Here is a 25813-nt window from a genome sequence, read left to right on the forward strand (position 1 = left end):
GACGGCGGCCCCCCACCTTCACGAGGTGCGGGGCCGCCGTCGAACTCCAACCGATGAGTGTTTTAGCTGGCGAGCCAGATGTCCGGGCCGAAGACCTCGTAGTGGATCTTCGTGGCCGGGATGCCGGCGCTGATGGCCTCGTTGCGGATGTTCTTCATGAACGGCAGCGGGCCGCACAGGTACAGCGAGGCGTTGGCCGGGAGGTCCACCTCGCGCAGGGTCATGAAGCCCGCGTTGGAACCGGCTTCGGGCTGCTCGAGCCAGAGCTGCAGATCGGCGCCGTCCAGGCGTTCGACGTCGTCGGTCATCTGGGAGCGCAGCGCCCAGCTGTCCAGGGTGCTTTCGGCGTGCAGGACCAGGACCTGGCGGTCCGAGCCGGACTCGGCCAGGGAGCGCAGGATGGATGCCGTGGGCGTGCAGCCGATGCCGGCCGAGGCCAGGACCACGGGGCCGTCGCCCTCCTTGAGCGTGATTTCGCCGTAGGGGTTGGAGATTTCGATGACGTCGCCCACGGCCACGCTGTTGTGCAGCACGGGGGAGACCTCGCCGCCGTCGTCGAGCTTGGTGGTGAAGCTGCGGCTGGTGCCGGCGTCGCCGGAGAGGGAGTACTGGCGGACCTGGCGGAGCCCGTCCGGAAGGGTGACCTTGACGCTGACGTACTGGCCCGGCAGCGCCGCGGTGATGGGGGTGTCGTCTGCCGGTTCCAGGGTGAAGGTCATGGAGCCGGTGCCGGCCGGGGTCTTGGCGGCAACCTTCCAGGGGGTCCACATCTTGGCGTTCGCCTGGGCCGCGTAGAGGCCCTTCTCGAGCTTGATGAGGGCGTCGGCCATGAGCCAGTAGACCTCGGTCCAGGCCTCGGCGATTTCCGGGGTGATGACCTCGGCCAGGTCCTCGGCGATGGCGGCGAAGAGGTGCTCGTAGACCACCTGGTACTGCGGTTCGGTGATGCCGAGGGAAGCGTGGCGGTGCGCGATCCGGGACAGCACGGTCTCCGGCAGGGTGTCCGGGTTGTTCACCAGGTGGCTGGCGAAGGCGGCGATGCTTCCGGCCAGGGCCTGCTGCTGATTGCCCGAGCGCTGGTTGGAGCGGCTGAACAGGCCGTCCAGCAGCTCGGGGTGGGCGGCGAAGAGGCGGGCATAGAACTTGGGGGTGATCTCCCCGATCCGGGAACCGACCAGCGGCAGGGTGGCCTCGATGACCGGGAAGGACTTGTCCGAGAGCATGTTGACTCCTGAGGTAGTGGCCCGGCGTCTTCAACCGGGCCCGCGGCGATACTTGCATTTGAAATACAAATATCTATGCCTCAGTTCTACACTGCGTAGAAATCTGTGCCAAATCGGCGGGATCCCGGGCGTGGCGGCCGGTGTGAATGGGCGGTGTCAGTGGCACGTGTCGCTGCCGGAGAAGGAACCGGTTGTGCCCATGTTCGTGAACGTCATGCCGGGAAGCGGGAGGAACTGCCAGGAGTAGGACGTCTCGTTCAGGGTCAATTTGAGCGGCCCGAAGGCGCTCCGGCTCCGGGCCACCATGGCGGTCAGGAGGGGATCGGTGTTCGCCGACAACGCCTGGAGATCCGCCCCGCCGGCGCCTGCGGTAAAGGACCGGATCCCGGTCGGGGAGAGCGCCGGAACCGTGCCTGAGCCGGACGCGCCGATCGGCTTGAAGATCTCACTGACGTGGTTGTGCCCGGAGATCATGACGTCGACACCGTGGCTGGCCATGAGGTCCCACATCGGTCCCAGTTCCGGGTAGGAGCCGTGGTTCACGCCCGTTGACCAGCGCGGATGGTGCGCCGCCACCAAGGTGCACGCGGTCGGGGAATTCGTGAGACGGTCCTGCAGCCACAAATATTCCGGGCTGCCGACCCCGCATCCACCCGCCACCCCGCCGGGCCCGCACTCACTGTTCAGGGCGATGAAGGTCCAGGCCCCGATCGTCGTCGAGTAGTAGCCGTCCGGCCGGGACCCGAAGCCGCCCGTGGTGACGCCGGGGCCATAGAAGTAGTCGAAATAGCCGCGGGTGTTGTCAAGATATTCATGGTTGCCGAGCACCGGAGAAGTGATGCCCTTAAGGGCGCCGAACGAGTCGTTGTAGCCGCCGGCCCCCATGAACTCGGCAAGAGTGGCGTTCTGGTACTGCAGATCCCCAAGGGCGATGAACCTGTCGGGCGACTGGGCCGTGACCACCGCGGCGACGTCGCCATGGCGGCACGCCGACGTGGTGACAACTGCGCCGGGGGCACAGGCGATGTCGCCGACAGCCAGCACGGTCGCCGTCCCAGCGGCACCGGGTTGGATGGTGGCGGTGGCTTCGTTGGAGCCGGTGCCGGTGTTTCCGGCGGCGTCGGTGGCGGTGACGCGGTAGTACCAGGTTCCGGCGGGCCGGTTGGTGTCGGTGTAGCTGAGTCCGGTGGTGTCGGCGATCCTGGTGGTGGTGGCTGGGGTGAAGCCTGCCGTGGTGGAGCGGTGGATGGTGTAGCCGGTGACGGCGGTGTTGTCGGTTGCTGCGGTCCAGGACAGGGCGACGGCGGTTCCGGTGACTGTGGCGGCGAGGGCACCGGGCGCGCCCGGGGCGGTGGTGTCGGGCGGGGCCGCGTCCGTGTAGGTGAGGGTGAGGGTGGGGCGCAGCGTGGCGGAGGCCTGGCGTGACCAGAACCAGGAGCTGTCGGTGCCGGTGCCGGTCAGGGCCAGGGTCCGGGATCCGGTCCAGCCGGCCATCAGGCTGGTGTCCAGGGTGATGTCGTAGGCCGTGTTGGCGGCCGTGCCGCCGGGCAGGGATCCGAGGGTGGGTCCGGATACCGCGGGGCGGTTGGCGTAGAGGGTGCCGGTTTCGGACCAGGAGTCGGCCGCTGAGCGGATGTTGAGGGTGTTGGCGGAGCCGGCGGAGGCCAGGCTGGTGGTGCGGAGGCGCAGGATCGCGCGGGTCAGGGTTTGCCCGGCCGGGGCTGGCGGGAACTGGAACCGGAGCACCGCCGTGGCATCCGGTGAGCCGTAGACCGCCAGCGAGCCGCTGGTGCCGAAGTCTGTGGTGGGCGCCGACGAGGAGGTGTAGGTATCGGCCGCACTCTCCACCGCCAGCACCGTCGGCGGAGCGGCCGGTTGGATGGTGGCGGTGGTTTCGTTGGAGCCGGTGCCGGTGTTTCCGGCGGCGTCGGTGGCGGTGACGCGGTAGTACCAGGTTCCGGCGGGCCGGTTGGTGTCGGTGTAGCTGAGTCCGGTGGTGTCGGCGATCCTGCTGGTGGTGGCTGGGGTGAAGCCTGCCGTGGCGGAGCGGTGGACGGTGTAGCCGGTGACACCGGTGTTGTCGGTTGCTGCGGTCCAGGACAGGGCGACGGCGGTTCCGGTGACTGTGGCGGCCAGGGCCCCGGGCGCGCCCGGGGCGGTGGTGTCGGGCGGGGGTTGGATGGTGGCGGTGGCTTCGTTGGAGCCGGTGCCGGTGTTTCCGGCGGCGTCGGTGGCGGTGACGCGGTAGTACCAGGTTCCGGCGGGCCGGTTGGTGTCGGTGTAGCTGAGTCCGGTGGTGTCGGCGATCCTGGTGGTGGTGGCTGGGGTGAAGCCTGCCGTGGTGGAGCGGTGGATGGTGTAGCCGGTGACGGCGGTGTTGTCGGTTGCTGCGGTCCAGGACAGGGCGACGGCGGTTCCGGTGACTGTGGCGGCGAGGGCACCGGGCGCGCCCGGGGCGGTGGTGTCGGGCGGGGCCGCGTCCGTGTAGGTGAGGGTGAGGGTGGGGCGCAGCGTGGCGGAGGCCTGGCGTGACCAGAACCAGGAGCTGTCGGTGCCGGTGCCGGTCAGGGCCAGGGTCCGGGATCCGGTCCAGCCGGCCATCAGGCTGGTGTCCAGGGTGATGTCGTAGGCCGTGTTGGCGGCCGTGCCGCCGGGCAGGGATCCGAGGGTGGGTCCGGATACCGCGGGGCGGTTGGCGTAGAGGGTGCCGGTTTCGGACCAGGAGTCGGCCGCTGAGCGGATGTTGAGGGTGTTGGCGGAGCCGGCGGAGGCCAGGCTGGTGGTGCGGAGGCGCAGGATCGCGCGGGTCAGGGTTTGCCCGGCCGGGGCTGGCGGGAACTGGAACCGGAGCACCGCCGTGGCATCCGGTGAGCCGTAGACCGCGAGCGAGCCGCTCGTGCCGAAGTCCGTGGTGGGCGCCGACGAGGACGTGTAGGTATCGGCCGCACTCTCCACCGCCAGCACAGTCGGCACCGCGAGGGCGGTGGGGGCCGTGATGAACGTGAGCAGGAGCGCCGCGGCGCCGACAGAGCTAAACCAGCGGATACTTTTCATCAGCGGCCCTTCGACTGGCCGGAAAGACAAAAAATACCGGCTTGGTGACGTTCCCTAGGGGTACTTTGTCATCTCATGCCTGCTTGACGTCAATGGGCAGGCTCGCCAGGACGGGCATTTGGACGCCAAACCAAAGGTTTTCCCCAGATTGGGCCGGATTTCCGCGGGATGCGGGCCGGACTGCTGGGCCGCTCAGAGCCCCGGGCGCAGCCCGATCGCCGCAAAAACGGGCGCCATCTGCCGGGAGGTCGGCAGCGACGCGATCACGATCCCGTCGAGTTCGCCATAAAAGGCTTCCCGGGCCCGGGCCAGCGCGGCCCGGAGCCGGCATTCGGTGATGAGCGGGCACGTACCGCCCGTAGCGATGCAGTCGGCCGGGTCCAGGCGGGTGTCGAGTTGCCGCAGCAGCTGGCCGACCGTTGCGGTCCGGCCGGCGCTGCTCAGCCGGGATCCGCCGTTGCGGCCGCGTTCGACGTCGATCAGGCCCAGTGCGCGCAGTTTCGCCATCGCCTTGCTGACGTGGTTGTACGGCGTGCCGACGGCGTCGGCGATGCTCTGGGTGGTCAGGCGGCCGCCGTCCGGAGCGGCCGCCAGTACCAGCAGAGCGCGCAGGCTCACATCGGCGAACGCATTGATCTTCATATCCCCAGCCTTAGGGCGGTCTAGTCCACCCAGACGGCGGGCTCGTTGGTATCGGCGGCCAGCTGGCCGAACTCGAGTTCGTGCGTCCCGGCGTTCGCGGCGTAGGGCAGCACGGCGGCGAACAGGGAGCCGTCCTGGTGCTCTGCCGCGACGTGGATGGCGTCCGAGTCTTCCTCGAGCAGCGTGATGTCGCAGACGACGGCGGCGGCCCGGAATTCCTCCCGGTGCTGCCGGAGCAGCTCATGCAGGTCCCGGATCATGGCGTCCGCGTCGAAGTCGGCGTCCGATCCGTCGCTCGCGTCCGCGGGTGTCACGGCCACCAGCCGGACTTCGCCGTCGTTCTGCACCACCAGGGCGAACGGCAGGAAGCCGCCGTTGCGTTCCAGCTGCTCCTGCGCGGCGCCGACGCCGGTGCCGAGCAGGTTCTCCAGGTCCGTGGCGCTGGCGTCCGGCACGGACTCGCGCCAGGACCCGGTGTTGGCGGATTCTTCCGGGTGGGCTGCCACGGCTAGCCCCGGACCAGCGCCAGGACGCGGTCGCGGACGCGTTCCATGGTGGCGGTGTCCGTGGCTTCGACGTTGAGGCGCAGGAACGGTTCGGTGTTGGACGGGCGCAGATTGAACCAGTAGCTGCCGTCGGTGGCGATGAAGGTGCTGCCGTCGAGGTAGTCGACCTCGACGTCCTCGTCGTGGAAGTCCTTCCGGACCCGCTCGACGGCGGCGGCCTTGTCCTCGATTTCCGAGTTGATCTCGCCGGATGACCGGTACGGCTCGTATTCGCGGCCGAGCTCGGAGAGCGGGCCCTCCTGTTCGCCCAGGGCAGCCAGGACGTGCATGGCGGCCAGCATGCCGGTGTCCGCATTCCAGAAGTCGCGGAAGTAGAAGTGGGCCGAGTGCTCCCCGCCGAAGATGGCCCCTTCCGCGGCCATGACGGCCTTGATGAAGGAGTGCCCGACGCGGGTGCGGACGGGCCGGCCGCCGTGGCGTTCGACGAGTTCGGGAACCGCGCGGGAGGTCAGCAGGTTGTGGATGACGGTGGGCGTGTCTTCACCAAGGCCCTGGGCGCGGGCGATTTCGCGGCGGGCCACCATGCCCGTGATGGCCGACGGCGAGACGGGCTCGCCCTTTTCGTCGATCACGAAGCAGCGGTCGGCGTCGCCGTCGAAGGCCAGCCCGATGTCCGCGCCGTGTTCGATCACGGCGGCCTGCAGGTCGCGCAGGTTTTCCGGCTCCAGCGGGTTGGCCGGGTGGTTCGGGAAGGACCCGTCGAGCTCGAAGTACAGCGGCACGATCTCCAGGGGAAGCTTGGGCAGCAGGGCATCGCCAAGCACGGCCGGGGTGGTGAGGCCGGCCATGCCGTTGCCGGCATCCACCACAACATTCAGCGGCCGGGAACCGCGCAGGTCCACCAGGCTGCGAAGGTACTCCGCGTAGCCCTTGAGGACGTCCTGCACGCCAATCAGGCCAGTGCTGCCGGCCGCGGGGATGGCGCCGGCGTTGAGGTACTCCTCGGCGCGGGCCTGGATTTCCATGAGCCCGGTTTCGGAGGAGATCGGCACGGCGCCGGCCTTGGCCATCTTGATGCCGTTGTATTCGGCCGGGTTGTGGCTCGCAGTGAACGTGGCGCCGGCGGCGTTGAGGGCCCCGCACGCGTAGTAGAGCTCGTCGGTGGAGATCAGGTCCAGCAGCTGGACGTTGGCGCCGCGGGTGGCTGCGCCGTTGGCGAAGGCTTTGGCGAACTCGGGGGAGGAGGGGCGCATGTCCCCGCCCACCAGCACGGTCTGCCCGGTGAGTTCCAGGACGTCGACGAAGGCGGCGCCGACGGCTTCGACGATCTCCGCGGTGATGGATTGCCCCACGATTCCGCGCACATCGTAGGCCTTGAACGAGGTCGAGAGGTCAAAAGTCTTTGTCTTGTCCGTAGTCACGCGTCTTATCTTACGTTGCGGCCCTGACGTGCCGGCCTGTCCGCACCCGGAATTGTGCACATTGCGGGAACCGGCTTCATGGCTGTCGGAGGGGGCTGGGATACTGAAGCAATGGCCAGTAACCAGAACGCCCTTTCCAGCACCGCCCCAGCCGGCACCACATCCTCGACCCGGGAACAGGCCCAGAATGTACTGCGGGAACTCGTGGGCCATCCTGAAGCCGAGTTCCATGACGGCCAGTTCGAGGCCATTGAGGCCCTGGTCGACGGCGGCAGGCGGGCCCTGGTGGTGCAACGCACCGGCTGGGGGAAATCGGCCGTGTACTTCGTCGCCTCCCTGCTGCTGCGCCGCCGCGGCGCCGGGCCCACCCTGATCGTGTCCCCGCTCCTGGCCCTCATGCGGGACCAGGTCGCCGCCGCGGCGCGGGCCGGGGTGCGGGCGGTGGCGATCAACTCCGCGAACCAGCTGGACTGGGACACCGTCCGCGAGCAGCTCGCCGCCGACGAAGTGGACGTCCTGCTGGTCTCGCCGGAACGCCTCACCAACCCGTCCTTCCGGGAAAACCAGCTCCCCGAGCTCGTGCGCCGGACCGGGCTGCTGGTGATTGACGAGGCCCACTGCATCTCGGACTGGGGCCACGACTTCCGGCCCGACTACCGGCGCATCGCTGACCTCATCACGCAGCTCCCGGACACCGTCCCGGTGCTCGCCACCACCGCCACGGCCAATTCCCGGGTGGTGCACGACATCGAGGAACAGCTCGGCAAGGACGTGCTCACCATCCGGGGCGCCCTGGGCCGGGACTCGCTCCGGCTCGGTGTCCTGACCCTGCCCGATTCCCGCGAACGGCTGGGCTGGCTGCTGACCCACCTGCAGGATCTGCAGGGCAGCGGCATCATCTACACGCTCACCGTCTCGGCCGCCGAGGACACCGCACGCCTGCTGGCCGAGGCGGGACACGAGGTGCTCGCCTACACCGGCCGCACGGACCCCGCAGACCGGGAACGCGCCGAGCAGCTCCTGAAGGACAACCAGGTCAAGGCGCTCGTGGCCACCTCGGCCCTCGGCATGGGCTTCGACAAGCCGGACCTCGGCTTCGTGGTGCACCTTGGCGCGCCGTCGTCCCCGGTGGCGTACTACCAGCAGGTGGGCCGCGCCGGGCGTGGCGCGGCGAACGCCGACGTGCTGCTGCTGCCGGGTTCCGAGGACCGCGACATCTGGCAGTATTTCGCCACCGCATCCATGCCGTCCGAGGAGAAGGCCGCCGCGGTCCTGACCGCCCTCGCCGAAGCAGGCACGGCGGTGTCCACAGTGGCGCTCGAGGCCCGGGTGGACCTGCGCCGCACCCCGCTGGAGCTGCTGCTGAAGGTCCTGGCGGTGGACGGCGCCGTCGAACGCGTCGGCGGAGGCTGGCGCTCCACGGGACAGCCGTGGAACTACGACGCCGAGCGGTACGGCCGGATCGCCGAGGCCCGGGTGGATGAACAGGACTCCATGGTCATCTACCAGGACACGGCCGGGTGCCGGATGGAATACATCACCTCGGTGCTGGACGATGAAACAGCCCGCGCCTGCGGCCGCTGCGACAACTGCGCGGGCCGCTGGTTCCGGGCCGATATCGCCGAGGACGCCACGGAGACCGCCGGGCAGACGCTGCGCCGGGCCGGCGTCGTCCTGGAACCGCGGCTGCAGTGGCCCAGCGGCATGGACCGCCTGGGCGTGCCGGTCAAGGGCAAGATCAAACCGGAAGAGGCCCTCGCCGACGGCCGGGTGCTGGCGCGCCTGACGGACCTAGGCTGGGGCGGGGCCCTGCGGGAGGCCTTCGCCGCCGGCGCGCCCGACCGGCCCGTGGACCCCGGCATGCTGCAGGCCTGCGTCCAGGTGCTCCGGGAGTGGGGCACGGGAGATGCCCGCACCCCGGGCTGGAGCGGGGCCGGCCGGCCTGCCGCGATCATCAGCCTGCCCTCCCGCGGGAAGCCGTTGCTGGTGGATTCCCTGGCCCGAGGGATCTCCGAGATCGGCCGCATCCCGTATCTTGGCCAGCTGCAGCTCAGTCACGGCGGGCCCACCGGCGGCCGCGGCGGGAACAGCGCGTACCGGCTCGCCGGCGTCTGGGAGCGCCTGGTGGTGGGGCCGGAGCTGGAGGAGGCCCTGGCCGGAATCCGTGGCCAGAGCGTCATGCTCGTGGACGACCTCGTGGACAGCCGCTGGACCCTGACCGTGTCAGGGCGGGCCCTCAGGCTCGCGGGCGCCGGCGCCGTTCTGCCCCTGGTGCTGGGCCAGGCCGGCTGACCTCCGCGCCGGCGTTGCGGGGGAGGGCCAGGCTGTCCAGGGTGCTCAGGAGCATCAGGACGGCGATGGCCAGGAACGCCGCCCGGTACGGTGCCGCCGGATCCCCGGCGACCCCGGTGGATGCTGCCTCACTGCCGGCCTCGAAAACCCGCAGCAGGAGCGCCCCGACCGCGATCCCGGCCGCGGTGGCGAGCTGCACGAGCGTCGCGGAGACGGCGTTGGCGGACGGCAGTTGTGCCGGGAGGACGTCGGCGTACTGGACGGACGCGTAGGCCGAGAACCCGATCGAACGGAACGCCCCGCTGGCCACCAGCACGGCGACAATCAGCGGCTCCGGCGTGCCGGCGTCGAGCAGCGCGCACAGCCCAAAGGTGGCTGCGGAGGCCAGTGAGGCGAACACCAGGACGGGTTTGAACCCGAAACGCCGGATCAGGGGCGTCGTGGCGGGCTTGATCCCGATGTTCCCCATGAACACGGCCGACACCATCGCCCCGGCCTGCAGCGGGTCCCAGCCGAAACCGGCCTGGAACATCAGCGGCAGCAGGAACGGCACCGCGCTGATGGTCAGGCGGTACACAAAGCCTCCCGTCGCCGTCGCACGGAACGTCCGCGCGCCGAAGACGGACAGATTGAACAACGGCGTGCTGGTCCGCCGCATCCAGGCAGCGGCGGCGGCCAGGAACAGCAGGCCCGCCCCGATGCCGGCGGCCGCCAGCAGCCCGGCGTCCCGGCCCCCGATGAGTTCCAGCCCGACCAGCAGCGAGCCCACCCCGAGCGTTGTCAGGGCCAGGCCGAGCCAGTCGAGGCGCCGCGTGCTGTCCCCGCCCACTGCGGGGACCAGGCGCAGCGCGGCCAGGAAGGCCGCCAGGCCCAGGGGGAGGTTGACCAGGAAGATCCAGTGCCAGGACAGGTAGGTCGTCAGCGCCCCGCCCACCAGCGGGGCGAGGACCGGGGCCAGCAGCCCGGGCCACACCAGGAAGGCCGTCGCCCGCAGCAGGTCCTTCTTCGGGGTGCCGCGGAGCACCACCAGCGTGCCCACGGGGACCATCATGGCGCCGCCGGCACCCTGCAGGACACGGCTCAGGGTCAGCATGGTCAGGTCCTGGCTGAGCGCGCACAGCAGGGACGCCGCCGTGAAGATGGCGATGGCGAGACAGAACACCCGGCGGGCACCGAGCCGCTCCGCGAGCCAGCTGCTGAGCGGGATGCCCATCGCCACCGTCATCAGGTAGGCCGTCATGGTGATGTTCACGTCGGCGGGCGGCACCGAGAAATCGGCGGCGATACTGGGTATGGCCGTGGTCAGGACGGTCCCGTCGAGGAATTCCATGAAGAACGTCGCGGCCACCAGCAGGGCCAGCCGCGGGCTCCAGCCGACCCCGGCCGGGTCCGCCCCGCGCGGGGCGGCGTTCATGCGCGTTTCTCCACGGTCCGGTTCACCCATTGCGCAGGATCACCCATTGCGGAGGGGCGGTTCCGATTCCAGCACGGCCATGGCGGCGTTGTGTCCGCCGATGGCACTGACGGCGCCGCCGCGGCGGGCGCCGGAGCCGCAGAGCAGGATCTGCGGATCGTCCGTCGCCACGCCCCAGCGGCGCGCCGGGGTGTCCAGCGGTTCGCCGTCCTCCACGAACGGCCAGTCGAGGCCGCCGTGGAAGATGTTGCCCCGGGGCATCCCGACCGCGCGTTCAATGTCCAGGGTGGTCTTGGTTTCGATGCAGGGCCGCCCGTCCGGATCCGTCAGGAGCAGATCCTCAATGGGTTCGGCCAGGACGGAGTTCAGGGAGGCCAGCACAGCCGCCTGCAGTTCGGCGCGGCGGTCCTCGTTGTTCTCCGCCGTGACCAGCCGGTCCGGGACGTGCAGGCCAAAGACCGTCAACGTCTGGGCGCCGGCGGCCTGCAGCTCCGGGGACAGGATGCTGGGGTCGGTCAGCGAATGGCAGTAGATTTCGCACGGCAGCGGCGAGGGCACGAACCCGGCGGCCGCGGCGCGGTAGGCGGCGGCGAGCTGGGACCAGGTCTCGTTGATGTGGAACGTCCCGCCGAACGCGGCCTCGGGGCTGACGGATCCGTCCAGGAGCCGGGGGAGGCGTTTGAGGAGGAGGTTGACCTTGACCTGCGCGCCCTCGCGGCGATGATTCGGGTTGGGGCCGGCAGCGGCGCCCGCGGAAGTGACGGCGCCCGCGGAAGTGACGGCGCCCGCGGAACTGACGGTGGCGGGCCGGCTGCGTAGCCGGTCGAGGACCGCCGGTGCCACATTGGACAACACCCACCGGGCCGAAGACGAGTGGTCCTGCCCTCCGTGGCGGTAGTCCACGGTGCCGCCGGGCCGGACGGCCGTGACGTCCGCGGAGGTCAGGATGGTCGCGCCGGCGTCGCGCGCGGCCCGTTCCAGCTCGCCGGAGACCGCGCCCATGCCGCCGACGGGCACGTCCCAGTCCCCAGTCCCGCCGCCGATCAGGTGGTAGAGGAAGCAGATGTTCTGCTGCAGGTCCTCATCGTCAGCCCGGGCGAAGGTCCCGATCAGCGCATCCGTCAGGACCACACCGCGGACCAGGTCGCTGCCCAGTTCCCGGCTGATCGCCTGTCCGATGGGATGTTCGATCATGGCCTCCCACGCCGCGTCGGCCCCGGCCCGGGCGGCGAGGGCCCGCGCGTCGGACCGCGCCAGCAGCGGCGCGGTCATGGTGGGCCAGAGAGCCTCCGTGAGCTTCCGGCAGGCGGCGTAGAACGCGGTGAAGGCGCCGAAATCGCCGTCGGGAGCGCCGACGGCGGCGAACGACGCGGCCGTGGCGGCCTCGTCCCCGTTGTCCACCAGCAGGGCCCGGCTGCCGTCCGCGGGGTCCGGGGTGTAGGAGGAATAGCGCCGCCGCGCCAGCGTGATGCGCAGGCCGAGGTCGTCGATGATCTGCCGGGGCAGGAGGCTGACGAGGTACGAATAGCGCGAGAGGCGGGCGTCGACGCCGTCGAACGCGTGCGCGGATACCGCGGCGCCGCCGGGGTGTTCCAGCTTTTCCAGGACCAGGACGTCGCGCCCGGCCTTGGCCAGGTACGCGGCCGCGGCCAGGCCGTTGTGGCCGCCGCCGACGATGATGGCGTCAAACGCACTGATGCTCATGGGGTTGCTCGACATGGGCCTATCCTGCCATCCGGATCCGCCGGCGGGCGTGAGGCGTCCGGCCACCGGACGGGCTGGGCTGCGGGACGTGACTGCCGGGGGCAGACCAAGGCGAACGAACGACGTCTTAACTGCGTCGAGTCGTCGTGGCCTGCCCGGGAACGCAAAAGGCCCCGGTCCGAGGACCGGGGCCAAACGCGGAGACGGGGGGATTTGAACCCCCGGTGGAGTTGTGCCCCACACTTCATTAGCAGTGAAGCCCATTCGGCCGCTCTGGCACGTCTCCAATTGCTATTAACTAGCCAACCAAGGATACGCAGAAGGTGCCACGCAGTGCAAAACGGCCGCTCCAGAACAACACGGGGTCACTTCCGGTCCATGACGGGGCGCCGGATCGGCCGGATATGACCCCGCGTTGCCGTCGGCGGCAGGGGCGGGGATCAGGCCTCCCGGCCGGCCAGGGCACGCCACAGGAAATGCTGGCTGCGGCTCTGCAGGGCCGCGGCCTGCCGGTTGTCCGAGGCCCCCGCGTGGCCGCCCTCGAGGGCTTCGTGGAACCAGACATTGGGGATGCCCATGGCCTGCATGCGGGCCGCCATCTTCCGGGCCTGGACCGGGCCCACCCGGTCATCCGAGGTCGCCGTCCAGATAAACGTCTCCGGGTAGTCCACACCGTCCTTGAGCAGGTGGTACGGGGAGAACGTCTTCAGGAACTCCCACTGCTCCGGCACGTCGGGGTCGCCGTATTCGCCGATCCACGAATAGCCCGCGGACAGCTTGGTGTACCGGCGCATGTCCAGGAGCGGGACCCCGCAGGACACGGCGCCGAACAGCTCCGGGTACTGCGTGAGCATGTTGCCCACCAGCAGCCCGCCGTTGGAGCCGCCCACGCAGCCGAGCCGCTGACGGGACGTGACGCCGCGGGAGATCAGGTCCTTCGCGACGGCGGCGAAGTCCTCGTACGCCCGGTGGCGGTTGCCCTGCAGGGCGGCGCGGTGCCAGTCCGGCCCGTACTCGCCGCCGCCGCGGATGTTCGCCACCACGTAGACGCCGCCGCGGCGGTGCGTGCCCTCGCCCTCGGCGCCGCCGGACTCAGCGGTGCGCCGCTCCAGCCACGCCCGGCCGATCGCGCCGCTGTACGCCGGCGTCCGCGAAATCTCGAAGCCGCCGTAGCCGGAAAGCTGGGTCGGGTTCTGGCCGTCCAGCACCAGGTCCTTCGCGGCCACCTGGAAGTACGGAATCTTCGTGCCGTCGCTGGAGGCGGCGAAGTGTTGCTGGACTTCGTAGTCGTCCTCGTTGAAGAACGACGGCGAGGTCCGGATTACCTCGTGCGTGCTGGTTACCGATCCGCCGTCGCGGGTGAGTGTCCCGCGGGTCAGGGTGGTCGGCGTCGTGAAGCCGGTGGCCACCAGCCAGAAGTCGTTCCCGGCGCCCGGCGCCTCGCCCTCGGCGACCGAGGCGGCGCCGCCGGTACCGTCGTCGTCCGTGCCCTCGGCGTCGTCCTCGTCATCCACCGCGAAGGCATTGACGTCGTGCAGCGGCGGGCAGGCGTCCAGCACGGTGGCCGCCCATGCGGCGTCCGTGCCCGGACGCCGCGGATCCAGGACGTGGATTTCCGAGGACACGTCCCGGAGCAGGTTCAGCAGCAGGAAGTCCCGCGTCCAGCTCCAGGACTGCAGGGAGGTGTGCCGATCGGGCGTGAAGAGCACGGCGAGGTCCCGGGAGCCGGCGAGGAAGTCCTCGAACCCGGCCGCGAGCAGGGAGCCCGCCGGGTGGGTGGTGCCGTTGACGGTCCAGTCACGCTGCGGGCGGAACAGCAGCCATTCGCGGTGCGAGCTCAGGTTCACGTCTGCCGGCACGTCGAGCTGCACCCACGCACCATCGCGCAGCACCGAGGTGTTCTTCTCGAAAAAACTGATCCAGTCGACGGCGAACGTGCGTTCGAAGCCCGGAGTGGAGTCGTGGGCCACGATCGCCATCATGTGGTCCTCGGGAATGTCGAAGATCTGCTCGGCCTGCGCCAGGGAGCCGCCGCGGCGCAGCTTTACCCCGGTGCGGGCATAGGACGAGGTGGTCCGCGGCAGGTCCTGGGCGGTGGTGGCGACCAGCAGGGTGTCCCCGTCCAGCCAGGACGCGTTGCCCTTGCCGGTCGGGAGGTCGAAGCCGCCGTCGGCCGGGTCCACGAAGCCGCGGGCCTCGACGTCGAACTCCCGGTGGCGGTTCGCGTCCCCGCCGTCGGGGGAGAAGGCCAGCAGGGCCCGCCGGTGGGGTTCACCCGGGGCCGGGCGGAGGAAGTTGGCGCCGTGGAAGACCCAGTCCTGGCCTTCGGCGGCGGCGAGGGCGTCGACATCCAGCAGGACATCCCACGCGGGGGTCCCGGCCCGGTAGCTGTCCCAGCTGGTGCGCCGCCACAAGCCCCTCGGGTTGTCCCGGTCCTTCCAGAAGTTGTAGTACCACTCGCCGTGCTTGCCCACCATGGGGATCCGGTCGGTGGAATCGAGGACCTCCAGGATCCGGCCTTCGAGGTCGGCGTAGTCGGCATCCTCGAGGAGCTCCTCGGTGCGCGCGTTCTGTTCACGGACCCACGCCAGCTGCTCCTGGCCGTAGATGTCCTCCAGCCAGATGTTCTCGTCGACGGGTTCGGGGGAAGTCCCTCCAGCCGGGAGGGCGCCGGTGGTCTCGCCGGACGCGGACGGGTGGTCAGCTTCTGTGGTGGTCATTTTCCCATCCAAGAACATCGGTGCGGCAGTGGCAAGTCACACGGAGGGCAAGCCGGCGGCCGGGTTGCCGATACGCTGGATGCCGTGGGCATATCTCGAAGCATCCGGACGGCAGTGATAGGCGCCGGTCCCCGGGGCACGAGCGTGCTGGAACGGCTCCTCGCCAACTGGGCCTCCGCCGGCTCCGCGGGCACCCTGCACATCGACGTGGTCGACCCTTATCCGGCGGGCCCGGGGCACGTCTGGCAGCCCGGACAGTCGCGGCTGTACCTGATGAACACGCAGTCCTTCTATCCCACCGTGGTCCCCGAGGACCCCGAACTCGCGCCGCCCCTGGCCGGGCACACGTTCGACCAGTGGCGCGAACGCCAGCAGGCCCACCCGCACCCTTCGCTCACAGACGAGGAACGGGCCGAGGTCTCCCGGCTCGGCGAGGCGGACTTCCCCAGCCGGGCCCTTTACGGCCGTTACCTGCGGTCCACCCTCGAGGAACTGCTCACCGTGCTGCCGGCCGGCGTCAGCGTGGATTTCCACGCGGCCACGGCGACGTCCGTCCGCCACGCCGCCGGGGGGCCGGCCGCCGCCTCCGTGCTTGCGGCCGCCTCCGGGCCGGCCGCTGCGGCGGAAGCTTCGGTGCGGTTCGACGTCGTGCTCGTCGACGGCACCGTGCTTACCGTCGACTCCGTGGTGCTGGCCGTGGGCCACCTCGACGCGCGGTTGAACCCTGAACAGCGGGAGCTGCTTTCCGCGGCGGAAGAACTCGGCCTCCTGTACGTGCCGCCGGCGGCGCCCGCCGACGTCGACTGGTCCCGGGTGCCGGCCGGCAAACCGGTCCTGGTGCGCGGCATGGGCCTGAACTTCTTTGACGTGATGGGACAGCTGACGGAAGGGCGCGGCGGCCGGTTCGTTGCCGGCGAGGACAACGGTGAACTGACGTATCTGCCGTCCGGCCGCGAACCGCTCATCATCGCCGCCTCACGCCGCGGCACCCCCTACCGGGCGAAGGCGACACTCACCGGCTACTACCCGGGGACGGTACGGCTGCGCTACTGCACCGAGGACGCGGTCGCGAAGTTCGCCGGCTCCGGAATCCGGCCCTCCTTCGACTACGACCTCTGGCCGCTCCTGCACCGGGACGCGGTCTGGGCCTACTACTCCACGCTCGCGCGCTCGCAGCCCGATGCCATCCTGACCGAACCGGCCGAGTTCCTGCGCGCCCTGGACGAGTCCTTGCGGCCGCACGCGCATTCGACCGCCAAGTGGGAGCACACCGCGGAATCGGTGATTGCCGTCCATGTCCGGGCCGCCCACCGCCTGGACCTGCTCGGCCTCGCGGCGCCCCTGGCCGGGCGCTCGTTCGACTCCAGAGCCGAACTGGACGCCGCCGTCGTCGATTACCTGCTCGACGACGCCCGGCGCTCGGCCCTTGGCGAGGACGACCCCGTGAAAATGGCGATCGGCGCGCTGCACCACGGCCGGGCAGTCCTCAAGACCGCCGTGGCCGATAGCGGCATCACGGACGAATCCTGGGTCGCGGGCCTCCGGGGCTGGTTCGAATCATTCGTGGAAGGCCTGGCGAGCGGGCCGCCGGCGCTGCGCTCCGCGCAGCTCGCGGCACTGGCACGGGCGGGAATCGTGCGTTTCGTGGGCCCGGACCCCAAGTTCGGCGTGAATCGCCGGGCCCGGACATTCACCGCGGCCTCGCCGTGGGTGGGCGGCGGAACGGATGAAAGCGCCGACGGCGGGGCCGAAGGTGCCGCAATGGAGCCTGCCGGCGTCGGTGGTACCGCCGCGGGCGGTGCTGGTGTCCGCGGTTTTGTGGGCAGTGCCGGCGTGATCGGTGCCGCCTCGGGGACGGCGAATGCCGGTGCAGTGAGGGCGCGGATGGAGAACGCAGTGGCGGGCGCCGTGTCCGCGTCAGCGATGATCGAGGCGCTGGCCCCGGCCAACCGCGTGGCCGTCAACTCCTCGCCCCTGTTGGAACAGTTGCTCGCCGAGGGGCTGGTGCGGCCGCGCCTCATGATGACCGTGGAGGGGACCCCGGTGCAGACCACCGGGCTCGACGTCGTCCCGCATCCCTACCGCCCGCTGGGTGCCAACGGGTCCGTTACACCAGGGCTTTACGTGCTCGGGCTCCAGCTCTCCGCCACGCAATGGGGCACGGCCATCGCCGCCGAGGCCCGGCCGAAGACCGGCCCGGTCTACCGCAGCGGCCAGCGCACCCTGCGCGACGCCGACGAGATCGCCCGCGACATCCTGGACCACTAGCCCGCCCCGCACGCCGCTCAGAAAATGGGCATGGGAGGGCATGCCCTCCGCTCGCCCGACCATCAAGAATGGACATGCCCTCCCGTGGGGCCGGGCAGTGGACACTTGGTGCATATGTCCAGTGCTGCGGGCCAGGGGTGGGCATGCCCTGTGGCCCGTATGTCTCCACGAGTGGACATGCCCTCCCGTGGGGCCGGGCAGTGGACACTTGGTGCATATGTCCAGTGCTGCGGGCCAGGGGAGGGCATGTGCCGTGGTGCGGGACCAGGACGTCCGGGCTAAGGCATCAGCCCTTGAGGCACTTCCGGTAGGCGGCCATGGCTGTCCCGTAGTTCACCTGGCCCACGACATCCCCGGGCCTGGTCGGCTTGACCGGCGGCGTGCACTTCGGCGGGACGGGGACGCTGGCCGCGACCTTCACCGCCGTTTTCACCACCGTGCCGGATTCGACGGCGGTGAGCACCAGGGTGCCCGTGCCTGCGGCGGCGCCGGCGGGAACCGACACGCTCACCGTGGCGGCGCCGGCGGTCACCGGTACCGTGCCCAGGGCCGTCACGGTGCCGGCAGCATCCGTGAATTCGGCGCGCAGCGAGGCATTCACCGGGCTGCCCAGCGAGGTGAGGTCCAGCTTCGAAACCGCCAGGGTGATGGGTTCGCCGCCCTTGACCTCGGCCGCCGTCGTGTTCACAACGGCCACGGAGCGGCGGGCGAAGTCCGGCGAGACCGGGTTGTGGCCCTGCAGGTACTTGATCCACGCGTCGCGGTCCACGAGTCCGGAGTCCTTGGTACCGGCGCCTTCCTTGAAGATGCGGAAGTTGTCGCCGCCGGTGGCCAGGAAGTTGAACGTCCCGATCCGGTAGGACTTCGCCGGGTCGATCAGTGCACCGTTGACCCGGATCGAGGTGATCCGGTCACCGGCGGCACGGGCGGCGTCGTAGGTGTAGTTCACGTTCTTCGACAGGCCCAGCTGCTGGTAGGCGCGGCTGGGGACGGTGCCGTCCGGGTTGGTCTGCCACTGCTGCTCCAGCAGGGTCTTGAACTGCGCGCCCGTGAGGGACGTGGTCCACAGATTGTTCACGAACGGCAGCACCGCGTTGGCCTCGGCGTACGTGATCGTGCCGTCGGGTGCGTAGTACAGCTCGTTGCGCAGGCCGCCCGGGTTGACGACGCCGATTTCGGCGGCGCCGAGGTCCGGCGCCTTCAGCGCATCAACCAGGGAGTCCGCCACCAGGTTGCCGAGGGTGGACTCGCTGGACCGGTCATCGCGCACGGCCGGGGAACCGGCGAACGCCGTCGTGATGTCCGCGGTGACCTTGCCGACCGGCTGGTTGCCCACCACGGCGGCGTCGGCCAGGGCCTTGTCCACGATGGCCTTGACGGCCGCGACCCGCGGGTAGGCGGCCACGAGATCGGCCGCGGGCTGCGCGGCACTCGTGGTGCGCTGGACGTTGCCGGACTTGTACCCGGTCACCGCCATGGTCTTGGTGTCGATGGTCAGCTGGATCTGGCCGATGAACTCGCCGTAGTTTCCGGTCTGGACGATCGGGCGGGTCTTGCCCGTGGGCTGGCCCGCCGCGTCCAGGACGGGGGCGTCCCAGGCGTACTGCTTGTGGGTGTGGCCGTTGAAGATCGCCGCCACATCCGGGGTGACCTTCTGGACCATCTTGGCGAAGGGGCCGCCGGCGGCAATTTCCTGCTCCAAAGTGGCGCCGTCGGGTGCGCCTGATCCGGCGCCGTCGTGGTTCTCCACGATGATGACGTCGGCGAGCTTGTCCGCCTTGATCTTTGCCGCGACCCGGTTGATCGCGTCAACGGGGTCACCGAACTCAAGGTCCGCGATGCCCGACGGCGTGACCAGGGACGGCACTTCCTGCGTGACCGTGCCGATCACGGCGACCTTGACGCCGTTCATGTCCAGGACCGTGTATTCCGGCAGGGCCGGGGTGGTCGTGCCCTTCGCATAGACATTGGCGCCCAGGTACGGGAATTTGGCGTTGGTCCCGCCGGCGGTGACGCGGTCGCGCAGGTCAGCCCAGCCGCCGTCGAACTCGTGGTTGCCCACCGCGGAAGTGCGCAGCTCCAGCGCGTTCAGCACGTCGATGGTCGGCTGGTCCTTGGCGATGGCCGAGGCGAACAGGGAGGCGCCGATGTTGTCGCCGGCCGAAATGAACGCCGTGGCGCCCGGGGCGGCAGCGGCGCGCAGCTTCTCGATGGTCCCCGCGAAGAACACGGTGTTGGAGTCGATGCGGCCGTGGAAGTCGTTGATGCCCAGGAAGTTCAGCTCCATGCTGGCCGGGGTGACGGGCAAGTCCAGGCCCACCACCACCGGATCGTGGTCGCTGGCGCGGAACTGGTCCGGAGCGTAGTAATCGGTGACGTTGTTGTTGTAGCGGCTGTACTCCAGGGCCACGGACTCCACGGAGTTGATGTTCCAGATGTCCGCGCCGGTGACGGCGGCGTTGGCCGCCGGCGAGGCGAGGACGTGGTCCAGTGAGCCCACGAGGCCGCCGAACAGGTAGGAATGCTTGGCGGAACCGTCGGCGTTTGTCGCCTTCTCGTCCTGGTTGACGTACCCGGCGCCCGTGAGGACGTTGATCGGGTCCTCCTTGGCGTAGGAGTTGAAGTCGCCGATCAGGAAGACCTTGTCGGTGCCCTTGGACTTCTGCAGATCGTCGGAAAACGCCAGCAGGGACTTGGCCTGGGCGGTGCGGGCGAGGTTAGAGGCGCCCTGGCCCTTGTCGGTGTCCTCCGGTGTGGCGGCGGAACCCTTGGACTTGAAGTGGTTGGCGATCGCGATGAATTTCTTGTCATCCGCGGCGCCCACGGGCTTGAAGACCTGGGCCATCGGCTTGCGGGCGCTGGCGAAAGCGACCGTGTCGTTGTGGATGATGGACTCGCCGATTGGTTCGGCGGCGGCCAACTTGTAGATGAACGCGGTGCGGATCATGTCCTCGTCGGCCAGCGGGGGTGCGTTGGCGGGCGTGCGGACGTAGTCCCAGATCCCCGGTGTGGCGATGTTCAGGGCGTCCACCAGCTTGGCGAGCGCGTCGTCCCGGGTTTTGCCGAACTGGGCCGAGTTTTCGACCTCCATCAGGGTGACGACGTCGGCCCCGGACTTGGAGATGGCGGCGACGATCTTGTCCTGCTGCCGCTTGAGGTTCTCGGCGTTCGCGGCGCCGCGGACATCGCAGCCGCCCTTGACTGTGATGGGGTTGCCGTCCCGGTCCGGGTAGAAGGTGCAGCCGGCCACCTGGTCGCCGGTGGTGGGGAAGTAGTTCAGTACGTTGAAGGAGGCGAGCTTGAGGTTGCCGCCCACGGCGGCGGGGGTCTCGGCCCGGGTGGCGCCGAAGCTGGCCGGCTGCACGGTGTCCGCGTTGGCCGCCGTCAGCTGGGTCAGGGGCTGGAACTTCCAGGCGCTGTTCGCGTAGCTGAGCACCACGTTGGTTTTGAACGTCACCGGCGCGCCGACCCGGACGTGATCGGCCGTGGTCAGGTATGGGAGCACCTGGGCCTTGGTGGCGGCGTCCTTGAGGAAGTTCGTGGTGGCGCCGTCGTCGAGCTTGATGCCGCGGGCGGCATTCGCCGCGACCGTGGCGGTGTACTCCGCGGAGCCGAAGGCCGCGACGGCGGTGGGCTGTTCCAGCGCGGTGGTGCCGCCGGCCAGGCCGATCTCGCCGTACTGGTTCAGTGAGAAGTTGTCCGCGACGGTAACCGGGCCCTGCGGCGTCAGCAGCATGCCCTCCAGGGATTCGCGGAACGCTTCGTCGGCGGGGAGGGCGAAGCCGGTGGCCTTGACCTCGGGGGCGGCCTCGGTGAGCTTCTTCAGATCGGCCGCCGCGGCGACGGTCAGCTGCGTCATGCCGAAGAATTCACTGACGGCACCGGTGAGTTCGACGTAGTCGCCGATCCGGACGGAGTCGACCGTGGACGGCGAGTAGACGAACACCGCGTCCGACGCCGCGTGGTTGGCGGGCGTGAGATCGCCGCCGGTGCCGGGGGTCTGGACGTAGTAGCCGGCGAAGCCGCCGGTGGGGAACGTCGCGGTGACGCGGCCGCGCGTGGTGAAGGAGGATCCTGCCAGCGGGCTCGCGGCACCGGTGCCCTGGATTTCGGCGATGGTCTTGCTGGCGGGGGGAGTGCCCGGGTCCACGGGTGGGTCCACCGGCGGGTCCACGGGGCCCGCGGCTCCATTGGCGGTCTTCGGCGTGATGGCTGCGTTGAGGGTGACGTCAGCGGCGTTGTTGTTGGTGTCCGCGCCGCTGCTGCGGTTCAGGCTCTTGACGTCGGTGTTGCCCGACGGCGCAGCGGCTGCCTGGGCCTCAAAGGTGTTGGAGGTGCCGTAGCCGAGGAGGTCCGCGACGTTGGCCGGTTCGATCACCGAGCCCGTGGGCAGCGGGTTGAGCGCGGCGGCCTGTTTGGCCAGCACGATCGTGCCGCCGCCGCCGGCAGGGTTGAAGCCGGTGGCGGTGGCGTCGGCAGCCGGCAGGTCGGCGCCGGCCGTGCCGTTGCTGCCGCCCTTGAGCAGGTAGTAGCCCTTGGCGGGAATGCTGCCGGCCAGGGCTGCCACCGAACTCGGTGCCCCGGTGCCTGGGGCTGAGCGGTACTGGAGACTCCAGCCCTCCAGCGAGACCGGCGCGTCGGAGCCGTTGTACAGCTCGACAAACTTGTTCTTGAAGGCCGCGCCGGCGCTGCCGCCGCTGAGGTAGGCCTCGTTGATGACCACCGGCGAGGTTCCGGTCGCCGCCGGCGAGGGTTCCGTGGCATTAGCCGGCACGGCCGCCAGTGGGGCTGCGATCAGCGCCGCCGACAGTGCTGTGCCCAGCGCTGTTTTCCAGGGTGTTTGTTTCATCCGCTCTGACTCTCATTAGGGTGCCCCGGGTAAAGGGCAGGGTGCAGGGCGTCCGCAGGGTGCAGCGGACAGTGGCCGGCCAGAACTCCTGGTCAAGTCGTGCCGGGCCCATCCAAACAGGGGTGAATGAACAACGTATGGACTACACGTGCATTCGGCGGGACGTCCCCCAGCGGGACGCGCCGCAGCCTTCCCGGAGCGGCTCGAAAGCCCCGGGCAATGGTGACTGGTGATGCGGGTGAGCGGTGTCCGGGTGCCTCCACCGGACGCTCCACAGCAGAATACCGGCCAGTAGCCCTTGGGGAAGGGTCCGGCCGGTATTTCCTACAACAATTTTTGTAATTAGGTGGGAAGAGCTTCGGGGTCTTTGCCGGTTAGGCAGTTAGGCGTCCGTGGCGGACTGCCCACCCCGTCCGGTGTCAGCCACGATCTTGAACATCGCGCCGGTGGGGTCAGCCAGCGTCGCGAGCCTGCCGAACGGGGTGTCGTCCGGCCCGTCAATCACTTTGGCGCCGAGGGACACTGCCGTCTCGATGGAGGCATCGGCGTCGTCCACGGCGAAGTAGACCTGCCAGTTGGACGGGACCTCGGCGGGGAGGTAGGCCGACGCGTCCATGATCCCGGCCTTGGCCGCCGGGCCCGCGCCCAGGGTGGTGTAGCGGAACTCCGGGGTGTCACTCATGACGTCGGTGTCCCAGCCGAACACGTCCTGGTAGAACTTGACGGCGCCGGCGTAGTCCTTGGCGTGGAGCTCGTGCCACGCCGGGGCGCCGGGCTCGGCCTCCAGCTCATAGCCCTTCATCTCAGCCGGCTGCCACACGCCGACCGACGCGCCCGTGGCGTCGGCGATCATGGCCATGCTGCCCTGTTCGGGGACGTCCATGGGCGCCATGTAGACCTGGCCGCCGTGTTCCGTTGCAGCCTTGACGGTGGCAGCGGCGTCCTCCGAGCGCAGGTACGTGGACCACATGTCCGGCCACGCGGCCTGATCTTCCTGCTTCTGCATCAGGCCGGCGACGGACTTGCCGTCCTTCCAGGCAGTGATGTAGCCACCGTATTTTGCTTCGTCGCCGGTCTGGTACGTCCAGCCGAACAGCGCACCGTAGAACGACTTGGCCTTTTCAGCATCGGATGTCATGAGGTCGATCCAACATGGCGCGCCGTTGGAGTGCTCGGGTGTGGGCATGGAAGCTCCTGCTCTCTGTGGCGGCCGTTGACGTGCGGCCGCCGGACTCTGGTTTGTGGTGGCGACGGGGTGGAGACACAGAGAGACTATGACGGGGCACCGACAGTTTCAATGCATAGCCGGTCAGAGCCGGCGCGGGAATGCCGAGCGCCGGCCGTACAGGGTGAGCAGCAGGGCAGTGATGCCGAGGGCGATCATGACGACCGGGAGCACCAGCCCGTCGAATGGCGTCAGGAGGAGCGCACCGAGAATGCCCGCGCCGAAGATGGCCAGGTTGAAGGCTACCGGGAGGAATGCATTCGCGACGTCGGCGTTGTCGCCTCCGGCGGTGGTGAGGGGTCCCTGGACTTGGGCTGAAGCGCCGCCGAAGGTAAGGCCCCAGAGCGCGGCGGCGATCAGGATGGCCATTGCCGATGCATGTCCGATCAGCAGAATGAGTCCGGAAGCGACGAACACGGTGACGCTGAGGTGAAGGAGGGGCCTCGGATGGCGGTCCAGCAGCGCGCCGGTGACGGCGACCCCGACGACGGACGCAATGCCGTAGACCAGCAGGACCAGGCTGGCGGAGAGGCCGGTGTCGGTGGCCCGGAGGTAGGGGGCGATGTAGGTGTAGATGGTGCTGTGGGCGATCATCCAGGCGACGATGACGGCCAGGATGATGGCGACGCCGGGGATTCTGAACACCCGGCCCAGCGGGAGCCGTGACGCTGGCGGTTGGCCGGCGGCGTCGGGGACGCATCCGAGGATCAGCGCAGCCACGATGACCCCGAGGACGGACAGGGCACCGAAAGACCAGCGCCAATCGAAAGCTGTTCCGATCCAGGCGCCGAGTGGGGTGCCGAACGCGAATCCGAGGGGCGCACCGGTGGACACGATGGCCAAGGACAGCCCTGCGTACCGGGGCGGGCTGATGCGGCGCCCGTAAGCGGCGAGCATTCCCCAGATGATTCCCGAGAACGCGCCCGCAACGAATCGTGACACGAGTGACAACGTCACATCGGGTGAGACTGCGGTGACCGTGGTGGCAAGCACGAGACCGGCGATACCGCCAAGCAGGAGCGGCTTTCGTCGCATGCCACGCGTCAGCATGATCGCGGGGATGGTGACAACGACCGTTCCAAGGGCGTACGCGCTGACCAGCAGACCCACCGTGCCTTCGCCCGTGTGGAGGCCGGCGGCAATGACAGGAAGCAGGCCGGCCGGCATCGTCTCGGTGGCGACGAGGATAAATCCCATGGCGGCCAGGACCACGAGTGCGGTCAGGGGCAGTCTTTGCCGTGCATGGTCTTCTCGTGAGCTGTCCTCTCGTATGCCGTCGCCTAATGCACTGGCTTCCTGTGCCGGTGTCCGGGTGGGGGCGGTCGTCATGCGGTTCCTTTCGTGCGTGGCGGTAATGCCTCAGCGTTGGGGTTGGTCAAGCGCGGCTGCGCAGCCACAGGAAGTGGCGCCCCGCCCGACGGCGTCAACCGTTCCGCAGGCCGGGAAGCACTGCTCAACCCTCCGGCCAGTCAAGCCCGATTTTCGCGGGCGGGGGAGTCCCCGGTGAGACGTGTACCGGGAGGGAACCCCTTGTGCGGCCGCAGCGATTTACCCTTGATGCATGGATAACCGGGGTGAAGTGCGTGAGTTCCTGATGTCGCGCCGTGCACGACTCACGCCGGCAGAAGCGGGCCTTGTGGCAGGCTCGAACCGACGGGTGGCTGGATTGAGGCGCAGCGAGGTTGCGGTCCTCGCCGACGTCAGCGTGGAGTATTACGCCAAGCTGGAGCGCGGTTCGATCGCCGGTGCGTCCTCGTCCGTGCTCGAATCCATCGCCCGTGCCCTCCGGCTTGACGACACCGAGCGTGCGCACTTGTTCGACCTGGCCCGCGCCGCAGACGGCATCCCGGCCCCTGGACGGTCGCGCAGGCGCGCGACCGTCCAGGCCGGGTCGCGTCTGAGCCTGCAGTGGGCGCTGGAAGCGATCACCGAGGGCGTCGCATTCGTCCGCGACCCGTACCAGAACCTGCTCGCGACGAACGCGTTGGGCCGGGCGTTCTACTCCCCGGTGCTCGGGGACGGCGGCCGAACCCCGAACCTGGCGCGGTTCCAGTTCCTCGACCCCGCCTCGCGCGACTTCTACCCCGACTGGGACTTGTTCGCTGAGATGTGCGTCGGCATCATGCGCGCTGAAGCCGGCCGCGACCCCCACGACCGCACCATGCAGGACCTGGTCGGCGAACTGTCGACCCGCAGTGAGACGTTTCGGACACTGTGGGGCGCCCATAATGTGCGCACCCACGGTTCCGGCACCAAACGCTTTCACCACCCCGTGGCCGGCGAACTCACGCTGGCCTACGAGGAACTTGCGATCACCGCGGAGCCGGGACTGGTCCTCTTGGTCTACACCGCCGAGCCGGGCTCGCCCTCAGCGGAACGGCTGCACCTCCTGGCCAGCTGGAGTGTAGGCGAAGACGCCACCATCGAACGGCGCCGGGCAACCAGCTGACGGGAGGGCACGTTCCGTGCCCGCCAGGGAGCATGTTACCCGGCGC

14 protein-coding genes and 1 tRNA gene are annotated in these 25813 nt (G+C 69.5%); 3 read left to right on the top strand and 12 right to left on the bottom strand.

Annotated features, from left to right (window positions below; genetic code table 11):
• Positions 1 to 62 precede the first annotated feature (62 nt).
• The 5 genes from ABH915_RS03990 to ABH915_RS04010 form a co-directional block, all read right to left on the bottom strand.
• Positions 63 to 1223: a globin domain-containing protein gene (locus tag ABH915_RS03990; protein WP_370118040.1), complete on the bottom strand. Its 1161-nt coding sequence runs from the start codon at positions 1221 to 1223 to the stop codon at positions 63 to 65.
• A gap of 156 nt (positions 1224 to 1379) precedes the next feature.
• Positions 1380 to 4277, bottom strand: coding sequence for a DNRLRE domain-containing protein (locus ABH915_RS03995; protein ID WP_370118043.1), 2898 nt, complete (start codon positions 4275 to 4277; stop codon positions 1380 to 1382).
• Between the two features lie 192 nt (positions 4278 to 4469).
• Positions 4470 to 4919, bottom strand: coding sequence for an Rrf2 family transcriptional regulator (locus ABH915_RS04000; RefSeq protein ID WP_370118046.1), 450 nt, complete (start codon positions 4917 to 4919; stop codon positions 4470 to 4472).
• A 20-nt stretch (positions 4920 to 4939) separates the two neighbouring features.
• Positions 4940 to 5425 carry a hypothetical protein gene (locus ABH915_RS04005; protein ID WP_018774249.1) on the bottom strand — a complete coding sequence of 162 codons (486 nt, stop codon included), beginning with the start codon at positions 5423 to 5425 and terminating at the stop codon, positions 4940 to 4942.
• 2 nt (positions 5426 to 5427) lie between these two features.
• Entirely contained in the window at positions 5428 to 6846 is a 1419-nt protein-coding gene (locus ABH915_RS04010; protein WP_370118048.1) for a phosphomannomutase/phosphoglucomutase, read from the bottom strand.
• 111 nt (positions 6847 to 6957) lie between these two features.
• Here ABH915_RS04010 and ABH915_RS04015 point away from each other — a divergent pair, with 111 nt between their 5' ends.
• Complete coding sequence (locus ABH915_RS04015; RefSeq protein ID WP_370118051.1) at positions 6958 to 9138, top strand: ATP-dependent DNA helicase RecQ; 2181 nt, start codon at positions 6958 to 6960, stop codon at positions 9136 to 9138.
• Here ABH915_RS04015 and ABH915_RS04020 read toward each other — a convergent pair.
• The 4 genes from ABH915_RS04020 to ABH915_RS04035 all read right to left on the bottom strand — a co-directional run bounded on the left by ABH915_RS04020 (position 9083) and on the right by ABH915_RS04035 (position 14976).
• Entirely contained in the window at positions 9083 to 10552 is a 1470-nt protein-coding gene (locus ABH915_RS04020) for an MFS transporter (RefSeq protein ID WP_370118054.1), read from the bottom strand. The two genes, ABH915_RS04015 and ABH915_RS04020, sit on opposite strands and share 56 nt — an antisense overlap.
• A 39-nt stretch (positions 10553 to 10591) precedes the next feature.
• On the bottom strand, positions 10592 to 12271 hold the full coding sequence (locus tag ABH915_RS04025) for a phytoene desaturase family protein (RefSeq protein ID WP_370118056.1): 1680 nt from the start codon (positions 12269 to 12271) through the stop codon (positions 10592 to 10594).
• 183 nt (positions 12272 to 12454) lie between these two features.
• Positions 12455 to 12542 (bottom strand) — tRNA-Ser (locus ABH915_RS04030).
• A 154-nt stretch (positions 12543 to 12696) separates the two neighbouring features.
• A complete protein-coding gene (locus tag ABH915_RS04035; protein WP_370118059.1) occupies positions 12697 to 14976 on the bottom strand; it encodes a prolyl oligopeptidase family protein in 2280 nt (759 codons plus the stop codon).
• Positions 14977 to 15060: 84 nt separating this feature from the next.
• Between ABH915_RS04035 and ABH915_RS04040 the strand changes: the two genes are divergently transcribed.
• The gene (locus tag ABH915_RS04040; RefSeq protein WP_370118062.1) at positions 15061 to 17244 is read left to right on the top strand and encodes an FAD/NAD(P)-binding protein; all 2184 of its coding nucleotides are present in this window, start codon (positions 15061 to 15063) and stop codon (positions 17242 to 17244) included.
• 286 nt (positions 17245 to 17530) lie between these two features.
• On the opposite strand, the gene ABH915_RS04045 is transcribed toward ABH915_RS04040, so the two are convergent.
• From ABH915_RS04045 to ABH915_RS04055, 3 genes are all read right to left on the bottom strand, one after another.
• A complete protein-coding gene (locus ABH915_RS04045; protein ID WP_370118065.1) occupies positions 17531 to 22093 on the bottom strand; it encodes an ExeM/NucH family extracellular endonuclease in 4563 nt (1520 codons plus the stop codon).
• 382 nt (positions 22094 to 22475) lie between these two features.
• Complete coding sequence (locus tag ABH915_RS04050; RefSeq protein ID WP_370118068.1) at positions 22476 to 23279, bottom strand: VOC family protein; 804 nt, start codon at positions 23277 to 23279, stop codon at positions 22476 to 22478.
• 123 nt (positions 23280 to 23402) lie between these two features.
• On the bottom strand, positions 23403 to 24647 hold the full coding sequence (locus ABH915_RS04055; protein WP_370118070.1) for an MFS transporter: 1245 nt from the start codon (positions 24645 to 24647) through the stop codon (positions 23403 to 23405).
• Positions 24648 to 24879: 232 nt separating this feature from the next.
• On the opposite strand from ABH915_RS04055, the gene ABH915_RS04060 reads away from it, so the two are divergent.
• Complete coding sequence (locus ABH915_RS04060) at positions 24880 to 25767, top strand: helix-turn-helix transcriptional regulator (protein ID WP_370118073.1); 888 nt, start codon at positions 24880 to 24882, stop codon at positions 25765 to 25767.
• Positions 25768 to 25813 lie beyond the last annotated feature (46 nt).

Origin of the sequence: Arthrobacter sp. MW3 TE3886, from assembly GCF_041262145.1 — a bacterium.
GTDB lineage: Bacteria > Actinomycetota > Actinomycetes > Actinomycetales > Micrococcaceae > Arthrobacter.

Coding starts and splice junctions, on each gene's coding strand:
- ABH915_RS04015 (WP_370118051.1), top strand. CDS start 6,958: ATGGCCAGTAACCAGAACGCCCTTTCCAGCACCGCCCCAGCCGGCACC.
- ABH915_RS04050 (WP_370118068.1), bottom strand. CDS start 23,279: ATGCCCACACCCGAGCACTCCAACGGCGCGCCATGTTGGATCGACCTC.
- ABH915_RS04055 (WP_370118070.1), bottom strand. CDS start 24,647: ATGACGACCGCCCCCACCCGGACACCGGCACAGGAAGCCAGTGCATTA.
- ABH915_RS04000 (WP_370118046.1), bottom strand. CDS start 4,919: ATGAAGATCAATGCGTTCGCCGATGTGAGCCTGCGCGCTCTGCTGGTA.
- ABH915_RS04045 (WP_370118065.1), bottom strand. CDS start 22,093: ATGAAACAAACACCCTGGAAAACAGCGCTGGGCACAGCACTGTCGGCG.
- ABH915_RS03990 (WP_370118040.1), bottom strand. CDS start 1,223: ATGCTCTCGGACAAGTCCTTCCCGGTCATCGAGGCCACCCTGCCGCTG.
- ABH915_RS04035 (WP_370118059.1), bottom strand. CDS start 14,976: ATGACCACCACAGAAGCTGACCACCCGTCCGCGTCCGGCGAGACCACC.
- ABH915_RS04060 (WP_370118073.1), top strand. CDS start 24,880: ATGGATAACCGGGGTGAAGTGCGTGAGTTCCTGATGTCGCGCCGTGCA.
- ABH915_RS03995 (WP_370118043.1), bottom strand. CDS start 4,277: ATGAAAAGTATCCGCTGGTTTAGCTCTGTCGGCGCCGCGGCGCTCCTG.
- ABH915_RS04020 (WP_370118054.1), bottom strand. CDS start 10,552: ATGAACGCCGCCCCGCGCGGGGCGGACCCGGCCGGGGTCGGCTGGAGC.
- ABH915_RS04025 (WP_370118056.1), bottom strand. CDS start 12,271: ATGTCGAGCAACCCCATGAGCATCAGTGCGTTTGACGCCATCATCGTC.